Below are 16,049 nucleotides of genomic sequence, written 5' to 3'. Positions count from 1 at the left end.
AACCGGGATGATAGGTAACACTTTCTTAGGAGAAAAAGGTGTTACCGATGATTTGGCAGAATACACAAGCTGAAACTGAGAAATTAAAATTTATTGGTGATTGGCTAAAAAAAGAATTTGACTTCACAGATTTGTGCAAACGATATGGTATAAGTCGAAAAACTGGCTATAAACTGATAAATCGTTATCAAGAAGAGGGAGAGCAGGCATTAAAACCTCGATCTCATGCCCGTCATCACCATCCGAATGTCACCGCTTATGACAAGCAGAGCCGCTTACTTGCACTAAAGCATCGATACCCTAAATGGGGGCCTGTAAAGTTACGAGATTGGTTATTACTCAATGAGCCCCATGAAAAGTGGCCTGCAGCAAGTACAATAGGTGATATTTTAAAAAATAACGGATTGGTTAAACCGCGAAAATATAGAAAAAAAGTAGCCGCTCATACAGAACCTTTTTCTGCATGCGAAGCACCGAATCATATTTGGAGTGCTGATTTTAAAGGGCAATTTAGAGTAGGCAAACCGTATTGTTATCCACTAACAATAACAGACAATTACAGTCGATTTTTATTAGTATGTGATGGTTTGCTTGGTCCGCGACTAAAAGAAACAATGGAGGGCTTTAAAAAAGCATTTATTGAATATGGTTTGCCTGACGCAATTAGAACGGATAATGGCCAACCTTTTGCAGGCCTGGGTATTGGCGCTTTAACCTCTTTATCCATTTGGTGGTTGAAACTAGGGATTATGCCTGAGCGTATTGAGCTGGGCCATCCAGAACAAAATGGGAGACATGAACGAATGCATCGTACTTTAAAAGAAGCAGTGGCCTCTCCATCTCGAGCAGATTTTAAAGAACAACAAAAAAGTTTTGATGCGTTTAGAAATGAATATAATTATGAACGTCCTCATCAAGCGCTAAAAGGTAAAAGACCTGCAGATGTTTATCATGTTTCTCAAAGAACCTATTTTGATAGCATGCCCGAGGTTTCTTATCCTTCGCATTTTGAAATTCGAAAAGTTAGAACTAATGGTGAGATTAAATGTTTTGGTAAAAAATATTATGTTTCGGAGTTGTTACATGGGGAACCTGTGGGCTTGAATTGGATAGATAATGAACGAGCTACACTTTATTTTTCAAAATTAAAATTAGGTCTTATTGATGCTAGAGTAGATAAAATTTTTAGACCCTAGCATCTTAAATCTGTTACCTATCAGCCCGGTTTGAAATGTTACCTATCAAACCGGTTGCACAACAATAATTTCCCTTCTCTCTGGAAAGGATAGAATAAGGTGCCTGCAAGGGCTGATGAGGCTAGAGAGTGACGCTTAATTTTATTTTAATTCTCTCCCATCAACACAAGAGAGGCTTTTTCATGTAGATTAGATGCGATACGTTGGTTAATACACTGAACAATCTGATCCAAATCATTATCTAATGGTAAAACATGGGCTGAGTTTGCTAGCCAGTGTATGGTTGTATTCGGAACATGGGCGAACATTTTTTCTACCTCCTTGGAAGCAACAACAATATCCTGAGCGCCGAAAAAGAGATCAATTGGACAATTTGGTGTGATCCACTGATATTCATGAATCATGGTAAAGAGTTCAATAAGTGCAGGAATGGGAATTCTTCGATAGGATATTTCAGCATGTTTGTTGGTTGCAAGATTACCCGCTACGCCTCGCAGTTCGCAAAACCCAAGTTTTTTAAGTACATTAAGAAGTTGCAGATTGCGATAAGTATTCATCTGTAATTTTAAGGCGGGAGCTAAGAGAAACATATGGTTGAATGCAAAAGTTGCACTCAACTCGCATGCCAATATGCCGCCCAGGGATAGTCCAAGTACATCCACTTTTTGGTATTCTTTAAATAATTTTTCACATTCTTGTGTTGCACATTCAAGCCAATCTGTGAGTTTGACTTGTGCAAAAGCAGCGATGCTATCTGCGTGTCCTGGTAATGCAGGGCAAACTATAGCATCATAATGATTTAGTTTAGGAATTAAATAGCGATAAACCGCAGGCGAGGAAGTAAATCCATGTAAAAGCAGCAGGGCTCGATCTGTTTTTGCTCCCCGTCGTCTAATCGGCTCAAGGAGCGTATAATCTTTTTTGTTTAAATCAAACAGTTGTTTGCCGCGGCGCATGTAGCGAAAATCGTTAAGATTCATAGTAACATATCATTCCATATAGGTTGCATTTGTTTTGCAAAATTATTGTAAATTATGATTAAATACAATTCATCAAGGAACACATCTTGATAAGATTAGTGTATCTGAAAATATTCGATCTACGCTATCTATTTAAAGGGCAATGTTTCTTATGATGTGCTATCTTTAACTTAATAGGGGTAGATACTACAGAGGTTAAGATTTATGAGTACTGGAAAAACTGAAAAAGATAAGCCGACTCCACAAGAGAACCAGGCGAGTCCTCCCCCGCCTCCCAAGCCAGATGTCATTACTCCAGATATTAGCGAAGGGCCTGCGCCAAAATCGGCAAAGGATGAAGACAAGAAACCGCAGCAACAAGAGGAAGCACAACCGAAAAAGCCTACTCAACAAAAGGGAGAGAGCAAGGAAAAGAATCCTTATCTTGAGCTGAATGAGCAGCTAAGTCAGATGGTTGCGGATATTAATGGAGATATAAATAGTGCTTTGAAAGCAGAAGGCTCAAAGGCTTTAGATAAATTTTCACAGACCGAGTTGGGACAAGCTTTAGGTGGGTTGAAAGATGCACTAAATGAAAAGGCCGGAGAAATTAAAGATCAATTATTGGATAAGGCTGATGAAAAGCTTGATGATCTCAAAAATACTAAAGCAGGACAAGCTGCGCTTCAGTTTAAAGAGATGGTGAGTTCTATTCAGGACGTAGTTAACTCCGGACTTGTTAATGCTATAAAAGGAGCTACAGCCAAGTTAAACTCCACTGATACTCAAGAATTAAATCCCAGTTCTGAGGAGCAAGATTATGAATCAGGAGAAAATCCAGATGAGGAATTAGCGGATGAGGACGAAATGGAACTAAGTAGCCCAAATAATAGTACTTCTTCTAATTTAATGGCCGAATTTAATGAAGCATTTGAAGGAATGGACTTTGATGCGCTTGTCGAGCAATCACCAAGTCAAAGCCAATCACCTTCTTTAGATGACGAGCCCACTTCAACTGTAACTAAGAGTTTCTAATAATAAGAACCAATACGGCCTGGGTTTCGTTTTGTTTCACCCAGGCTACAATTCATGATGGACTAACTTTTAACCTAGTAATTTATGCGGTAAACTTTCAATGCGTCCTGCTTGGGTCACTACTACATAATTTAACTTACGCTGCAGTTCGCTAATTGTATCAGCACCAGCATAAGTCAGACCGGATCTTAATCCACCCACTATATCAGCAATAATCGCATCAGGATTTTCTTTATACGCTACTTCAGTTGCGACGCCTTCAGCAGTTTTCCACTCATGCATTTGTCCTAAGAAGTTTTCTTGCGCTTCTTTTGATGCCATGCCTCGGTAACGTTTTACTTTGGTGCCATCGTGTTTTTCAATCACCTCACCAGGGGTCGGCGCTGTACCAGCTAACATGCCACCTATCATCACAAAATCAGCGCCGAAAGCTAACGCTTTGACTATGTCGCCTGAAGTTCTGATTCCGCCATCTGCTACAATAGATCGATCTGAGCGCGAACAATCCTGAATGCAGGTTAACATGGGGACACCAAAGCCCGTTTTAATGCGAGTACTGCATACTGAACCACCGCCAATACCGGCCTTAATGATGTCTGCGCCGCATGAAGCAAGATAATCAGCTCCAGCATAGGTAGCAACATTTCCGGCCATAATACATCGATCCGCAAGCAAATGGCGTAAACTTTTTAGAGTTTTTCCCACATATTTGGCATGAGCATGAGCCACATCCACACAGAAATAGTCAGCCCCCGCATCGCGTAATGCCTCTGCTCGCTCCAATTCAGCTGCAGTGCAACCAATCGAGACAAACACCTTACTTTGACATTTTTTAAATTCATCGATATTGTCTTCGATGGTCATAAAACGGTGCAATGCGCCCATAGCACCTTTAGAGCCCATGAAATTAGCCATAGAACTTTCAGTAATGGTGTCCATATTAGAGCTGATTACGGGAAGCTCCAATGTTAATTTGCCCAGTCTGTCAGTACTGGTTGTTTCCACGACTCGTCTGGATTCGTGGTGGTTGTATGAAGGAACAAGCAGAACGTCATCAAAAGTGATGGCATGGTCAGTCATGGTAAATCCTTAAAGTGCATACTATAAATGCTCCGCAGCATAAAATGCAAGCCTTGAGCGCTCTCCACGAGTTAAACTCATGTGTGCGCTGTGTTCCCAGTGTTTAAATCGATCTACAGCAAAAGTTAAACCGGAAGTCGTTTCACTCAAATAGGGGGTATCTATTTGCTTAATATCCCCAAGACAAATAATTTTCGATCCTGGGCCTGCACGTGTGACCAAAGTTTTTATTTGTTTCGGAGTGAGGTTCTGTGCCTCATCAATGATAATGTAGCGATTTAAAAAAGTACGGCCTCGCATGAAGTTCAAGGAGCGAATTTTAATTTTGTTTTGTAATAAATCTTGAGTTGCGCCACGTCCAAAACTACCTCCTACTTGTGAACTGTGCAGAACTTCAAGATTATCCATTAAAGCGCCCATCCACGGTGTCATTTTTTCTTCTTCAGTTCCAGGTAGGAAGCCTATATCTTCTCCTACAGGAATGGTTACGCGCGTCATAAGAATTTCGGTGTAGCGGTTTTGATCGAGAACCTGGGTTAGACCCGCAGCAATGGTGAGTAACGTTTTTCCGGTTCCAGCAGGGCCTTGTAGGCTTACAAAATCAATGTCAGGGTCCATGAGTAAATTCAGGGTAAAGTTTTGTTCGCGATTTTTAGCATGAATTCCCCATACGGAATGCTTGGTGTAATCACGAATTAACTGAATCACAGCATGGTCACGTTCAAGCTTTTTCACGATTGCTTGAAATTGATCATCTTCTGTACTGATGCAATCATTGGGATTCCATTGACTAATTAATGGGCCCGCTACTTTATAAAAAGTCTTGCCACTCTCTTGCCATGAGCCCATATCCTTAGCATGAGTATCCCAGAAATTATTATCAAGAATATGTAGTCCTCTGTGTAAGAGATTGACATCATCAAGTACCTGGTCGCTGTAATAATCTTCAGCGAGAATGCCGAGTATTCCTGACTTGATACGCAAGTTTATGTCCTTTGACACAATGATTACCTGCTTTTTTCCCGCATACTTTTTTTGTAATCCTAAAGCGGTGGCAAGAATTGTATTATCAACTTTATGCCCTGGAAGCGTGGATGGGACAACCTGGTCGAATTCATCTGTTTGGAAAAATAGCTTTCCGCTGCACTTTTTTTTATTTGAATTAAGATAATTGGGTATCGCCAATCCGGATACGATTTGTTCATGTGATGCATTGCTCATGAGCTCTACTAACATGCGGTTGGTTTGGCGGACGTTGCGTGCTACTTCCGATGTACCCGTTTTATGACTGTCCAATTCTTCCAGCACGACCATAGGTAAATAGATGTCATGCTCTTCAAAATGATAGATGGCTGTAGGGTCATGCATTAAAATATTGGTATCAAGTACAAACAGCTTCCGACGGGTATTGCTATTATCCATAAATTCACCTTGTGATTAAAACCTGTAGCCTGGGTGAAGGCAGTTACGCTGTCATTAAGTAATAACTTTGCCTTTATGCTACGTCCCGCGGCTTGTCCGTGGGACATAGACAAGACTTAACTTAATGCTAGTGAGGCTAACCCTAACCCTACAATTATTTATTGCTTCCTTCATTCTGCTTAGGGGTTGAGATGCAGTCAAGGATAAAATTGATGTAACTACTGACCACGCTCAACTGAAAAGCCATACTTGGTTGCATCGTGCACGAAGTTCACGCAATCAGCGCTCAAATCTTACTTTTTCCTAAAGCATTCAAAATGTGGTGGATAGATACAAAATTATTTAAGTGCGCTAAGTACTTCGTCTACATGTCCTTTAACGCTCACTTTACGCCATTCTTTGATTAATTTTCCCTGTGGATCAATAAGAAATGTACTGCGCTCAATACCACGAACTTGTTTACCATACATGGATTTCATTTTTATCACGTCAAACAATTGGCATAATTGTTCATCATGATCGCTAATTAGTTCGAAAGGAAAATTTTGCTTTGCTTTAAAATTCTCATGCGATTTCAAGCTGTCACGAGAAATTCCAAATATTTGGGCATTTAATGCCTGAAACTGAGGATATGCATCGCGGAAATCTTGTCCTTCTGTAGTACATCCTGGGGTTGCGTCTTTAGGATAAAAATAAAGGACTATATATGTTCCTCGATAATCACTTAGACGGGCATTGAGCCCGCTTGTTGCAGCGAATGCAAAATCGGGTACCGATTCATCTACATTCATTAATCTCTCCCTGTTTTTTTCATTAAGCGAGAACGGTCTCTTTGCCATTCACGATCCTTGATGGTGTCGCGTTTATCATGTTCCTTTTTACCTTTAGCCAAGGCTATTTTTATCTTTATCTTATTTTTTTTCCAATATAAAGCAAGGGGCACTATGGTATAACCTTGACGCTCAACACTCCCAATCAGTTGATTGAGTTCCTTTTTGTTTAATAATAATTTGCGTGTACGTATAGGATCAGGAATCGAATGGGTAGAGGCGGTTATGAGGGGTTGAATCTGGGCCCCAAGCAAAAAGGCTTCACTGTTTTTGAGAATGATATGAGCATCCGATAAATTTATTTTCCCTGCCCGCAAACTTTTGACTTCCCAGCCTTCAAGCACCAGGCCGGCCTCGTATTGATCCTCGATAAAATAGTTAAAGCCGGCTTTTCGATTCAACACAATGGTTGAATCGGATTGTTTTTTGTTTGTCATATTTATTCTTTATTGCGATCGTGTTTGTAATCCAATGGTAATTGAGGATAAACCCGATTTAGTTGATCATCAACCGCGACTCGGTTATCAAAAACAAAGCATTGTCCTTCCCAGAGCGATTCTTCCTTAGGCATTTGTTCAATATAGTTGAGAATTCCATCATGCAAATGATAAACATTTTCAAAGCCTAAATCCTTTAAATAAGCAGTGGATTTTTCACAGCGTATTCCACCAGTGCAAAACATTGCAATTTTTTTATCTTTTTTATCGAGTAGCTGCTCGTGCACGTATTGCGGAAAATCTCTAAAGTTTTCTGTAGTGGGATTAATCGCATTTTTGAATGTGCCTAGTTCAAATTCATAATCATTACGAGTATCGATTAACACGACATCAGGATCTTTAATTAATTCATTCCATTCTTGGGGGCTAAGATAAGTTCCCACTATTTTCAATGGGTCAATGTTTTTTATGCCCATAGTGACAATTTCTTTGCGCAGTTTGACCTTAGATTTCTCGAATGGGTTTTCGTCATCAAAAGTTTCTTTAAATTTTAAGTCAGCTAATCGTTCATCTTGGCGGATGAATTGATAAAATAGATCCATTTGCTCACGTGTACCAGCAAAACTTCCATTAATTCCTTCGGCGGCTAATATAATGGTTCCTTTGATTTTGATTTCAAGCATTTGCGTAAGCAAAGGCTGGCGCATCATTTCAAAATTTTCTAAGGGAACAAATTTATAAAATGAAGCAATCACGATTTTTTTCATTGTACTACCTGAAATATAAACAAAAATATTTGGCAAAAATTACCATTTACACAGAATTTAATCAATAGGCTTGAATTCAATGCACCCAGTCTACGTTTAAATATGAAGCAAAATTAACTAAATGCGTTGACAAAAACTAACCAGCGATCATACTGTTATATACTAAAGCTATCTGTGCTTTGATTCCGCTGGCTTTTTATAAGGAGATAATATGGCCTATTACATTCGGAAGTTGCGGTGGTTCCTAATCCTTTGTTTGTTTATTCCATTCATGAGTTTTGCTGCTACTCCAGTAAAATCGATGGTTGTTTTTGGCGACAGTTTGTCCGATACAGGAAATACTACTCATTTACTTAAAAGTTTGCGTCAGGAAGAAGACCCTGCTTTTTTAGTAGCCCCTTTTAAAACGTTCGTGCTCAACAAGATGGTTGAGTTTGCTGAAGAATATTATGTGCCCCAAATGGTTTTGGATTCAGGTATCGCCATTGTTACTGATTTTTTTGATAATCAATTAGGACCTTATGTGGCTAATTTGGTAAGTAAAATCAAATTGGTTCCTGTATTACCCGGAAAACCTTATTGGAATGCACGTTTCTCCAATGGCCAGGTATGGAATGAATATTTAGCAAAAATGATATCCATTTCTCCAGATGATGAAGAAGTTTACTTAAATCGTGCATTTGGGGGGAGCTGGACAGCAACTTATGATTATCAGTTAACGGTATGGAATTTGATCCGCCATCCATTGGGAACAGTCAAAAATCTGATTGTTGGTAAGTTGGTTCCACCCAGTCTTGGGTTAACTGTTCAAGCTTATTTGCTCGAGCATCCTGTCTTAAGTGATGAAACGGTATTTTTTATTTTCTCAGGCAGTAATGATTACATCAATGTCTTGTTCTTTGAAGACAATTATAATACGGAAGTAATGAGTACCTATGTTGATAACGTCCTCTCTGGTGCTGGCTCTGCCGTTATGAAATTAATGCAAGCTGGTGCGCGTCGTTTCGTGATTATGGGACTGCCTCATATTGGTGATACTCCTCGCATGGTGCAAACCACAGATAGAGAAGTTTTGAATAATGCCATTGATATGCACAATGAGCGACTTCGAAATCGTATGCAAGAATGGGCAAAAATTTATCCCGATTCAAATTTCCTCTACATCGACATGGGCGATTATTTGGGACGAGCTTTAAAAAATCCCGAAAATTATGGATTTACTAACACGACGGAAGCGTGTATTGATGTGAAGCTTCCTATGTATGATGCATTCCGTAGTTCGCCTTTTGCCAATAACTACGTATTACGCTATGCACAAGTGCTACAATATAGAGATGCAAGCTTTGCAGCAGGAGACAAAAACTATCAAGTATGTGATACTCCTGAGAGTTATTTATTCTGGGATGAAATTCATCCAAGTACTCGTGCTCATGGGCTCCTTGCTTTTGAGGTGTGCAAGGCCATGAAAGACCATGGATATGATGTAGCGTGTCAAAATCCTATAGAGTAAAAAAGTTGAGAGTCATTTAGCGTTTTTTCTAGCGTGGCCTGGGTGAAGGCACAGCCATTACCCGGGTTTTCTTTTTGTGGAATTCCCGAATACCGCGATGACCTCACTGAGCCTATAATTTTAAACTTTAAATCTTTAGAGGATAAACTTTACGACATCGTCCTCTGGAGCGAGTTTTCTATACGGAACATGTTAGTGATTTATAAATGTTTATGGCATAATTGCCCTTTTTTTATTGATAAGTCGTTCATGTGCGGTTGTTGAAGCGAGGAGCTGGTTATGTGTGGGATTATTGGAGCTGTATCTGAAAGGGACATCAGTAAAATTTTACTGGAAGGGTTACGTCGTTTAGAATATAGAGGTTATGATTCTGCTGGGATTGCAGTAATTGATAATGACAAACGCTTAAACCGCGTAAGAATCCAGGGTAAGGTACAAAATTTAGCTGACGCCATGCAAGAAACCGCTGTTGCTGGTAATACAGGTATTGCCCATACGCGATGGGCCACCCACGGTAAGCCTTCAGAACAAAATGCACATCCCCATATATCGCATGGACAACTTGCATTGGTACATAATGGGATTATTGAAAATCATGAGGAATTGCGTCGTGAATTGGCACTGAAGGGGTATCAGTTTACTTCCGAAACGGACACAGAAGTGGCGGCCCATTTAATTCATTACTATTATCTTCAGAGCGAAAATTTGCTCCAGGCCGTACAGACCGCCGCCGCAGAAATGGAAGGGGCTTTCGCTTTAGGTGTTATCCATCAACAAAATCCCAAAGAACTCATTGCTATTCGTAAAGGTAGTCCTCTCGTTGTCGGCATAGGAATCGGTGAGAATTTTATCGCTTCTGATGGATTGGCATTAAAATCTTTCGCACAATCAGTAATTTATTTGGAAGAAGGGGACAGCGCTGTTATTACCTCAAAAAGCATCGCAATTTATGACTCCTCCAAAACTTTTGTCGAGCGTCCTCTTCATCTTTTAACAAGTGATTCCGAAACAGTAAGTAAAGGTCCTTATCGGCATTTTATGCTCAAGGAAATTTTTGAACAATCTAAAGTGCTGAATGATACTTTAGAGGGGCGTGTTAATAGTGTGGAGGTACTTAGAGCCAGTTTTGGGGAACGCGCTTCTCATATATTTCCTATGGTGAAGCAAATCCATATTGTTGCTTGCGGCACCAGTTACCACGCGGGTTTGGTTGCCAAATATTGGTTAGAATCATTGGCTGGGTTGCCAACCCAAGTTGAAATTGCCAGTGAGTATCGTTATCGTGACGTGGTAGTTCCTAAAGATACTTTATTTATTACTGTTTCCCAGTCAGGCGAGACAGCAGATACTCTTGCTGCGTTACAAAAAGCAAAAGAGAAGGGGTATTTGGCCAGTTTGGCGATTTGTAATGTTGCAACAAGCACTTTGGTCAGAGAGGCTGATTGTGTTTTTCTAACACGTGCTGGAGTTGAGATTGGTGTGGCGTCTACCAAGGCATTTACTACTCAGTTGGCTGCTTTTTTGATGTTAGCGGCAGCGTTGTGTCATGATAATCGAGCCAATGAAGTATTAAAACAATTGCAGGAGCTGCCTGCAAGTTGTGAACGTGCATTAAAGATGAACGAAGAAATTGAAGACCTGGCATCACTGTTTGTACATAAAGCACATGCTTTATTTTTAGGACGAGGAGTACAGTACCCAGTAGCCTTGGAAGGTGCGTTGAAATTAAAGGAAATTTCTTATATTCATGCTGAGGCATACCCTTCCGGCGAGTTGAAACACGGTCCTTTGGCTTTGGTTGATGAAAACATGCCTGTTGTTGCTGTTGCTCCTAACGATGAGTTGTTGGATAAATTAAAATCCAATTTACATGAAGTCAGTGCTCGAGGTGGCCAGTTGTTTGTTTTTGTTGATGACTCTCAAAGTTGGCGAGCAAATGGGGCTCGTTTGATTAAGGTCCCTTGCTGTGGCCTATGGGTGGCTCCAATTATTTATACGATTCCTTTGCAACTGTTGGCTTATCATGTTGCTGTTGTTAAAGGAACTGATGTTGATCAGCCACGTAATCTTGCCAAATCTGTGACTGTTGAGTAATAATGTGGCGGTTTTTTAACTAGTCACCCTTGACCTTCTTCTCTATGTATAAAGAGGGAGCTTAAGATAAGAACTTATAGTTTATGGTAGGCAAAAGCAGCGCGTAACCCAAGAACGGAATTGCCGAATTTGGGTTGCGCTTTGCGACACCCAGGTTACATTTTCCTTATATTTCTAGGGTGAAGTAATCAATTGTTATATTTTTTATGTTTTACGGGGATGTAAATGACTCAAGAGATGTTGAGATTAGCTGCGATTATTGCGCAAGAGCTCAAAGTTAAACCAGCGCAGACAGAAGCAGCCATTCGTCTGCTTAATGAAGGGGCAACTGTTCCTTTCATTGCTCGTTATCGCAAGGAAGCTACCGAAGGACTAGATGATGTGCAATTACGCTTTATTGATGAGCGTGTACTTTATCTGCGTGAATTGGATGAGCGTCGAGCCGTAGTTTTACAGTCTATCCGCGAACAAGAGAAACTAACTCCTGAGCTTGAAAAAAACATTTTGGCAGCAGACACTAAAACTCGTCTTGAAGACTTATATTTGCCATTCAGGCCCAAGCGTCGTACAAAGGCGCAAATTGCCATCGAAGCAGGATTGGACCCACTTGCGCAGGCACTATGGAAAAATCCTAGCTTGGACCCCGAAATAGAAGCTACTCAATTTGTCAATCCTGAGGCCGGCGTTGAGGATGCAAAAGCAGCATTAGAAGGTGCTCGCCATATATTAATGGAGCATTTTGCTGAAGATGCTGATTTGATTAATGAATTACGTGAATACTTGTGGCAGCACGGCATCGTCAAATCAACAGGTAGCGCGAAGAAAAAAGAAACCGTCAATAAGTTTTCAGATTACTTTGATTATTCTGAAGCGATTAAAAAAATTCCGTCACATCGTGCTTTAGCGTTATTCCGCGGACGTCGAGAAAGTGTCTTGCAAGTGAGCCTTACTTTACCTGAACACGATGTATCGTACGGTGAAAATAAATTGGCAGCTCATTTCAATATCGTTGATCAACAAAGAAAAGCCGACAGTTGGTTGCTTGAAACAGTGCGCCTAACCTGGAAGGTAAAATTATTTACCAAGTTAGAGTTGGAGTTGTTGACTCGCTTACGGGAAATTGCAGATGAAGAGGCAATAAAAGTATTTTCCAGAAATTTACGTGACTTATTACTCGCCGCACCGGCAGGTCCACAAATTACTATTGGACTTGATCCTGGAATCAGAACCGGAGTTAAAGTAGTTGTAGTTGATGCAACAGGTAAATTGCTGGATTACACCGTTATTTTCCCGTTAGCGCCACAAAATGAATGGCATCAGGCAATTACTGATTTAGCTAAACTGGCAGCAAAATATCAGGTTAATTTGATAAGTATCGGTAATGGTACGGGTTCTCGTGAAACAGAACGCTTGGTTACTGAGTTAATAAAAATGTATCCTGATTTAAAACTGACGAAAGTTATCGTAAGTGAGGCGGGCGCATCTGTTTACTCAGCTTCAGAAATTGCTTCTCAAGAATTCCCTGATTTGGATGTTACGTTAAGAGGGGCTGTTTCTATTGCGCGACGCCTCCAGGATCCGCTTGCTGAGTTGGTCAAAATCGAAGCCAAATCTATTGGAGTAGGACAGTATCAACATGATGTGAATCAAACTCGCCTGGCTCGCAGTCTTGATGGTGTTGTAGAAGATTGCGTGAATGCCGTAGGTGTAGATGTAAATACTGCTTCAGCTGCACTGTTATCTCATGTTTCAGGTCTTAATGAGGCTCTGGCCAAAAATATTGTACTTTATCGTGATGAACATGGTGCATTTAAAAACCGCATGGAATTAAAAAGTGTACATCGCATGGGCGAAAAAGCCTTCCAACAAGCAGCGGGTTTTTTACGCATTATGAATGGTGATAATCCACTTGATGCCTCGTGTGTGCACCCGGAAGCTTATCCTCTAGTAGAAAAAATTATTGAGAATAAAAACATTGATATTAAGAAGCTGATCGGTAATAAAGAACTATTAAACAGTGTGAATGCTGAACAGTTTATTGATGAACAATTTGGTTTGCCTACAATAAGAGATGTGTTGCGTGAACTGGAAAAACCAGGCCGCGATCCAAGACCTGAATTTAAAACGGCACAGTTCAAGGAAGGTGTCGAAGACATTGAACATTTGTATGAAGGAATGATCCTGGAAGGTGTTGTAAGTAATGTGACTAATTTTGGTGCCTTTGTGGATATTGGCGTACACCAGGATGGATTGGTACATATTTCAGCGATGACCAACAAATTTATTTCTGATCCACGTACTATAGTGAAGGCCGGTGATATTGTGACGGTCAAGGTTATTGAAGTGGATAAAGAAAGAAAACGTATTGGCTTAAGTATGAAATTGGAAGATGAGCCAGCAAATCAACCTGTTAAAAAAATTGCAAAAGCATCTGAAGTGAAAAGACCACCTCAAGTTAAAAAAACTGAGCATAAGAAAAAAACTGAGGCTAAAAAAGTTGAGCCAGCCAAAAAGACTGTATTTAATACAGCAATGGCAGATGCCTTGGCGAAGTTGAAACGGAATTAAAAACTTGATGCATTGTAGCCTGGATGAAGCAAAGCAAAACCCAGGATCTCGGGTATGAATTAATTTCCAATCTCGGGTTCCGCTTCGCTTCACCAGACTATATCTCGTATAACATAGGTGAATCATGACCAACATTCCCAAGGGGGAGCTTGCTATCCAGACTTTGGCAATGCCAGCAGATACTAATGCCAATGGCGATATCTTTGGGGGTTGGATTGTGTCGCAAATGGATTTAGCTGCAGGAATATTGGCAAAAAGATTAGCATTAGGGCGTGTTGCCACTGTTGCCATTCACTCCATGAGTTTTTTAAAACCAGTCCATGTGGGGGATCTTGTGAGTTGTTACGTAACTCTGATAAAACAAGGTAATACCTCTATGACGTTCCGTGTTGAGGTATGGGCGCATCCTGCCACCCAAAATGAAACTTATCAAGTCACCGAAGGCGTTTTTGTTTTTGTTGCCATAGATGAAAAGGGTAAAGCAAGACAGGTACCTAAAAAAATATGACTAGTAATTCGTCAGAGCTGTATCATTTACTTACTGAAATGGCTGCCCTAATTGAACAAAATGCGGAGCCAGATCCTCAATTATATATTTTATTTTTCCAACAGCCCGAACTGGCTTTTAAGTTAATTGATATCATCAGTAATTTAGAAGAAAAACTGGATGAAGGACTTTCAGTTTATTCTGCCTGTGTTTTTGCTTTGGATATTTGTGTTGCTCAATTGCAAGGCGCTGCAGAATCCAACAATAAGATCCCTGCAAAAACCTTGGTTCAGTTGATGAATCACTTAGCCGAAATGATTAATTCACGCAAACACACACTGAGTTTTTGGTTGCCCGTATTAAATTCATTTTATGAATCACACGTTGAATTGACTGAGAATTTAGAAAATGCTTACTATGAGCTTGCGAGTGATGAGGAAGAATCTATTCAAGAAGGTGAGCCCATATCGCATCTCGATGCAATTCGTGACTTGATTCATGAATTAGCGGATCTTAATGTTTTTGAAATAGCCGAAAATTTTTTCGCTCAAAGTTATGCAATGCCGGCTGATTTTTTTATCGACCTCATGGTTGACCTATATAATATTGTAGAGGGCGCAGATATTGCCTTACTTATTTTATTACATCCAAAAGCCGAAGTTCGCGAAGTTGCGGTGAATACTCTGAGTCAAATTATAGGGATGGTTACTCTATCATCAATATCTCTTACACGCTTACAGACGATCAAATATTGGTATCCTGAGAGTTATCATTCCCTCTTTGATTCCTGGATAAAAATTCAACGCAAACAAGGAGTGGTATTCGCACCAGAGCCTGAGGTGGCCAAGATGACTATTAGAGCTACTGAAGTAGATGGTTCCGGCTCGCAAGGGGTTTTTCTACATGTTCGTAAAAATAGGAAAAACAGACTTTGTGGTTTGCTATTAAAGTACGAGTTAGGCCTTAAAGATGCATGGATAACGCCTTCGCTTTCATCAAAAGATGTGAAGGATTATTACAATCAAGCTTTTGATGAAAACGTAACTTTGCGCGAAGTGGATTTATCGTATTTCACAATGATGGTAGAGCATTTTCTAGCGATAACAATAGAAAAGGGCGAGATTCCGAATGTCCAATTTTTAGAAATTCAAGAGCAATTGGGGATACGCTTACGTCCTAACAAGTTGGATTTAGATTATCTTTTCGAACAATTGAGTATCCAAATTACACCCTTTACACAAGAGGTGATTTCCGAATCCTTGCGACGTTCTAAGTCATGGCTCAAAACCAAATCGTTTACTGAATCGTGGTTTTTGGAAAATCCTTTAGTTGATAAAATCGTTAACCATAACAGTAGTTTTGTTGATGGGATTAGAGTGTGTCGGATGGAAGAAGCTATTGATGCGGTATTTTCTGAAGAAATGGAACTGCATCGCGATAAATGGCAGTTTCACTTTTTATGGATTGCTTTATGGATGAAATCCAAGGAAAAGCGAACTGAAAAATTATGGCGCGATAGCTTTTTGATTGCTTATACCATTCATGAAGGAAAGCCTCTGAAGGAAATCCCTGTGATGCAGGAAATTTGTCGGCAAACAGTGATTAATAGTGCAGAAACCATGCAAGAGCGGCGAACACATTTGAGTCAGGAATGAGAGAAATCT

13 protein-coding genes are annotated in these 16,049 nt (G+C 40.1%); 7 read left to right on the top strand and 6 right to left on the bottom strand.

The genetic code is table 11. The annotated features are described in order from the left end of the window. Positions 1-47 precede the first annotated feature (47 nt). Positions 48-1,196: an integrase core domain-containing protein gene (locus BW930_RS08075; RefSeq protein WP_064276706.1), complete on the top strand. Its 1,149-nt coding sequence runs from the start codon at positions 48-50 to the stop codon at positions 1,194-1,196. Positions 1,197-1,342: 146 nt separating this feature from the next. Here BW930_RS08075 and BW930_RS08070 read toward each other — a convergent pair whose 3' ends face one another. Continuing rightward, on the bottom strand, positions 1,343-2,176 hold the full coding sequence (locus BW930_RS08070; protein WP_058467505.1) for an alpha/beta hydrolase: 834 nt from the start codon (positions 2,174-2,176) through the stop codon (positions 1,343-1,345). Positions 2,177-2,380: 204 nt separating this feature from the next. On the opposite strand from BW930_RS08070, the gene BW930_RS08065 reads away from it, so the two are divergent. Next, complete coding sequence (locus BW930_RS08065; RefSeq protein ID WP_058467504.1) at positions 2,381-3,190, top strand: hypothetical protein; 810 nt, start codon at positions 2,381-2,383, stop codon at positions 3,188-3,190. A gap of 69 nt (positions 3,191-3,259) precedes the next feature. Here BW930_RS08065 and BW930_RS08060 read toward each other — a convergent pair whose 3' ends face one another. The 5 genes from BW930_RS08060 to trhO form a co-directional block, all read right to left on the bottom strand. Further along, entirely contained in the window at positions 3,260-4,270 is a 1,011-nt protein-coding gene (locus BW930_RS08060) for a guanosine monophosphate reductase (protein WP_058467503.1), read from the bottom strand. Between the two features lie 21 nt (positions 4,271-4,291). After that, positions 4,292-5,692, bottom strand: a complete 1,401-nt coding sequence (locus BW930_RS08055; protein WP_058467502.1) for a PhoH family protein — start codon at positions 5,690-5,692, stop codon at positions 4,292-4,294. 338 nt (positions 5,693-6,030) lie between these two features. Beyond that, complete coding sequence (locus tag BW930_RS08050; protein ID WP_058467501.1) at positions 6,031-6,483, bottom strand: peroxiredoxin; 453 nt, start codon at positions 6,481-6,483, stop codon at positions 6,031-6,033. After that, on the bottom strand, positions 6,483-6,959 hold the full coding sequence (smpB, locus tag BW930_RS08045; RefSeq protein ID WP_058467500.1) for an SsrA-binding protein SmpB: 477 nt from the start codon (positions 6,957-6,959) through the stop codon (positions 6,483-6,485). The genes BW930_RS08050 and smpB overlap by 1 nt, the downstream gene beginning before the upstream one ends. Before the next feature lie 2 nt (positions 6,960-6,961). Beyond that, positions 6,962-7,726, bottom strand: a complete 765-nt coding sequence (gene trhO / locus BW930_RS08040; protein ID WP_058467499.1) for an oxygen-dependent tRNA uridine(34) hydroxylase TrhO — start codon at positions 7,724-7,726, stop codon at positions 6,962-6,964. Between the two features lie 211 nt (positions 7,727-7,937). Between trhO and plaC the strand changes: the two genes are divergently transcribed. From plaC to BW930_RS08015, 5 genes are all read left to right on the top strand, one after another. Further along, positions 7,938-9,236 (top strand): lysophospholipase/glycerophospholipid:cholesterol acyltransferase PlaC, encoded by a 1,299-nt coding sequence (gene plaC / locus BW930_RS08035; protein ID WP_058467498.1) that lies wholly within the window; start codon positions 7,938-7,940, stop codon positions 9,234-9,236. A 279-nt stretch (positions 9,237-9,515) separates the two neighbouring features. Continuing rightward, positions 9,516-11,330: a glutamine--fructose-6-phosphate transaminase (isomerizing) gene (gene glmS / locus BW930_RS08030; RefSeq protein ID WP_058467497.1), complete on the top strand. Its 1,815-nt coding sequence runs from the start codon at positions 9,516-9,518 to the stop codon at positions 11,328-11,330. A 225-nt stretch (positions 11,331-11,555) separates the two neighbouring features. Beyond that, positions 11,556-13,898, top strand: a complete 2,343-nt coding sequence (locus BW930_RS08025) for a Tex family protein (protein ID WP_058467496.1) — start codon at positions 11,556-11,558, stop codon at positions 13,896-13,898. A 124-nt stretch (positions 13,899-14,022) separates the two neighbouring features. Continuing rightward, complete coding sequence (yciA, locus tag BW930_RS08020; protein WP_058467495.1) at positions 14,023-14,406, top strand: acyl-CoA thioester hydrolase YciA; 384 nt, start codon at positions 14,023-14,025, stop codon at positions 14,404-14,406. Then, on the top strand, positions 14,403-16,040 hold the full coding sequence (locus tag BW930_RS08015) for a hypothetical protein (protein ID WP_058467494.1): 1,638 nt from the start codon (positions 14,403-14,405) through the stop codon (positions 16,038-16,040). The genes yciA and BW930_RS08015 overlap by 4 nt, the downstream gene beginning before the upstream one ends. Positions 16,041-16,049: the final 9 nt, after the last annotated feature.

The sequence above is a fragment of the Fluoribacter gormanii genome, assembly GCF_900156395.1.
Lineage (GTDB): Bacteria > Pseudomonadota > Gammaproteobacteria > Legionellales > Legionellaceae > Legionella > Legionella gormanii.
This window is presented reverse-complemented; position numbering and strand designations above follow the sequence as displayed.

Bases quoted from the DNA above. Each gene is read 5' to 3' on its own strand.
- yciA (WP_058467495.1), top strand. From the start codon at position 14,023: ATGACCAACATTCCCAAGGGGGAGCTTGCTATCCAGACTTTGGCAATG.
- BW930_RS08075 (WP_064276706.1), top strand. From the start codon at position 48: ATGATTTGGCAGAATACACAAGCTGAAACTGAGAAATTAAAATTTATT.
- smpB (WP_058467500.1), bottom strand. From the start codon at position 6,959: ATGACAAACAAAAAACAATCCGATTCAACCATTGTGTTGAATCGAAAA.
- BW930_RS08070 (WP_058467505.1), bottom strand. From the start codon at position 2,176: ATGAATCTTAACGATTTTCGCTACATGCGCCGCGGCAAACAACTGTTT.
- BW930_RS08065 (WP_058467504.1), top strand. From the start codon at position 2,381: ATGAGTACTGGAAAAACTGAAAAAGATAAGCCGACTCCACAAGAGAAC.
- BW930_RS08055 (WP_058467502.1), bottom strand. From the start codon at position 5,692: ATGGATAATAGCAATACCCGTCGGAAGCTGTTTGTACTTGATACCAAT.
- glmS (WP_058467497.1), top strand. From the start codon at position 9,516: ATGTGTGGGATTATTGGAGCTGTATCTGAAAGGGACATCAGTAAAATT.
- BW930_RS08050 (WP_058467501.1), bottom strand. From the start codon at position 6,483: ATGAATGTAGATGAATCGGTACCCGATTTTGCATTCGCTGCAACAAGC.
- trhO (WP_058467499.1), bottom strand. From the start codon at position 7,726: ATGAAAAAAATCGTGATTGCTTCATTTTATAAATTTGTTCCCTTAGAA.
- plaC (WP_058467498.1), top strand. From the start codon at position 7,938: ATGGCCTATTACATTCGGAAGTTGCGGTGGTTCCTAATCCTTTGTTTG.
- BW930_RS08060 (WP_058467503.1), bottom strand. From the start codon at position 4,270: ATGACTGACCATGCCATCACTTTTGATGACGTTCTGCTTGTTCCTTCA.
- BW930_RS08025 (WP_058467496.1), top strand. From the start codon at position 11,556: ATGACTCAAGAGATGTTGAGATTAGCTGCGATTATTGCGCAAGAGCTC.
- BW930_RS08015 (WP_058467494.1), top strand. From the start codon at position 14,403: ATGACTAGTAATTCGTCAGAGCTGTATCATTTACTTACTGAAATGGCT.